This is a genomic window from Actinomyces urogenitalis DSM 15434 (genome assembly GCF_000159035.1).
Classification (GTDB): domain Bacteria; phylum Actinomycetota; class Actinomycetes; order Actinomycetales; family Actinomycetaceae; genus Actinomyces; species Actinomyces urogenitalis.
This window is the reverse complement of sequence record NZ_DS999574.1, coordinates 1,264,559-1,266,553: the sequence shown is the minus strand read 5'-3', so window position 1 is coordinate 1,266,553 and position 1,995 is coordinate 1,264,559. Positions and strand designations below refer to the sequence as shown.

Sequence of the window (1,995 nt, the reverse complement as noted above, 5' to 3'; positions counted from 1 at the left end):
CGGCCGGGCCGTCTGAGCCTCCTGGACACCTTGGGCAGCGGCATCCAGCAGCGCCGTGGCCTGCTCCTGGGACAGGACGGTGGGCAGGCGGTTGTCCGCGCGCGGAGTGCGCAGGCGCGCCGCGACGTCGCTGGCCAGCAGCCCTTGACGCCAGGCCCAGGTCGAGAAGCTGCGCAGCGCCGAGCCCCGGCGCGCGAGCGTGGCCCGCGCGTGACCGGAGGCGGACAGATCGGCCAGCCACGCGCGCAGGTCGGCCAGGTCCAGGCTCGACAGGGCCGGGCCGACCCCCTCATCCTCGCCCGGACCGACGCCGAGGAACGTCAGCAGGTCGTCCAGGTCGCCGATGTAGGCACGCACCGTGTGCTCGGAGCGGCCTCGCTGGAGCCGCAGGTACCGCTCCCAGGACTGACGAAGCCCGCCGCGCGTGATTGGTCCCTGCTGACTCATGCCCCCAAGGCTAGGCGCTGGCCGAGCCCGATGAGGCTCGGCGCCACCATCCTCGTGGATCCCGGCACACCTTGCCTGCCAGCTCCAGCAGCCCCAGGGCAGCCCTGACCTCTGACTCAGCCAGGCCCGCACTGCGAGCCAGGGCCTCGACACTCGCCGCTCCACGCGCCGGCATGGCGTCGAGCACGGCAGCGCTGGAGCGGTCCAGTCCGTCCAGCAGCCCGCTACCAGCGCGCGCAGGATCAGCCTCCTTGTCCGCCTCGGGGTCAGTCAGCCCCAGGGGGAGTACCAGCTCCAGGGCCTCATCGGCATCCGTGACGCATACCGCCCCTTCTCGCAGGAGCCGATGGCACCCGGCTGACTCCATCGAGGTCACCGGTCCGGGAACGGCTCCCAGCGGCCTTCCCAGGTCCGCTGCGTGGCGCGCCGTGGACAGCGCCCCGGATCGCCACGCCGCCTCAATGACCACCGTTGCCTGGCTCATCGCGGCGATGAGGCGGTTACGGGACAGGAAGCGGTGGCGGCCAGGCTGGCAGCCTGGAGGGACCTCCGCCACCAGGGCACCGTGCTCGATCACCTCCTGCAGGAGCGTGGCGTTGCCGGCTGGATAGAGCCGGTCCACTCCTCCCGCGGACACGGAGATCGTGCGGCCGGTGCGCAGAGCACCGCGGTGGGCTGCGGCGTCGATGCCGTAGGCGCCTCCGGAGACGACGACGGCGCCGTGGTCGGCCAGCTGCGCCGCCATCTGGCTGGCTACCTGCTCGCCGTAGCGGGTCGAGGCGCGCGAACCCACCAGCGCCAGGCTCAGTCCCGTCGCCGGCCCTTGGGCAACCAGGTCCTGCCGGAAGCGCCCAGGATCGCTCGGCCGCATAGTCGAGTCGGCGCCGTCACTCCGGCACGCCAGCAGGGCTGGGTCGCCGCGGACCCACAGACAGGCCGGGGGCTGGTCCAGCTCATCCAGTCCCTGCGGCCACCACGCATCCCCGGGCAGGACCAGGCTGCCACCCAGGCGCTCCAGGACCTCCAGCTCCCTGCGGATGTCGAGCCCACTCAGGCGCGGAGCCCAGCGCGCGGCTGCCTTGCCCCAGGCTGCGCTCGCCCGCGCCTGGTCCCCAGGAGTGCGTACAGGAGGGGCCGGAGCGGGGCGAGCCTCGCCGTCGTCGTCCAGGGCAGGGCCCAGAAGCCACTCCAGGGCTCCCGAGGCACCGAGCCGGGAGATGAGGAGCGCGGCGGCGCGGTCCGCCGGCTCTGCCAGCCGCGACCAGGTGGCGCGGGCCAGGACCGGGTCACACAGGTCGTAGGGCAGCCGGGGTCGTGGGCTCATGGCCGTCCTCCTCGCGTCCGCAGCGCCAGGGCCGCGCCCAGCTCAGCCTTCCCCGGACCGTCGAGACCGGCCAGATCGGCCAGGGTCCAGGCCAGGCGCAGGACCCGGTCGACTCCCCGCAGGGTGAGGTCACCGCGGTCCAGAGCGTCAAGGAGGAGCCGTACCCCCGCACGGTCGGTGCCGGACTGGGGCGAGCGCAGCCAGGACCCGGGGACCTGGCTCAT

General features: G+C 73.6%; 3 protein-coding genes. All 3 read right to left on the bottom strand.

All coding sequences use genetic code 11. From position 1 onward, the window contains the following. On the bottom strand, positions 1-447 hold a 447-nt coding region (locus HMPREF0058_RS05390; protein WP_006548710.1), incomplete at its 3' end, for a site-specific integrase. 10 nt (positions 448-457) lie between these two features. Further along, complete coding sequence (gene dprA, locus HMPREF0058_RS05385; RefSeq protein WP_006548709.1) at positions 458-1,771, bottom strand: DNA-processing protein DprA; 1,314 nt, start codon at positions 1,769-1,771, stop codon at positions 458-460. After that, positions 1,768-1,995: magnesium chelatase subunit ChlI family protein (locus HMPREF0058_RS05380; RefSeq protein ID WP_006548708.1), on the bottom strand; the 228-nt coding region annotated here is incomplete at its 5' end. The genes HMPREF0058_RS05380 and dprA, both read right to left, overlap by 4 nt.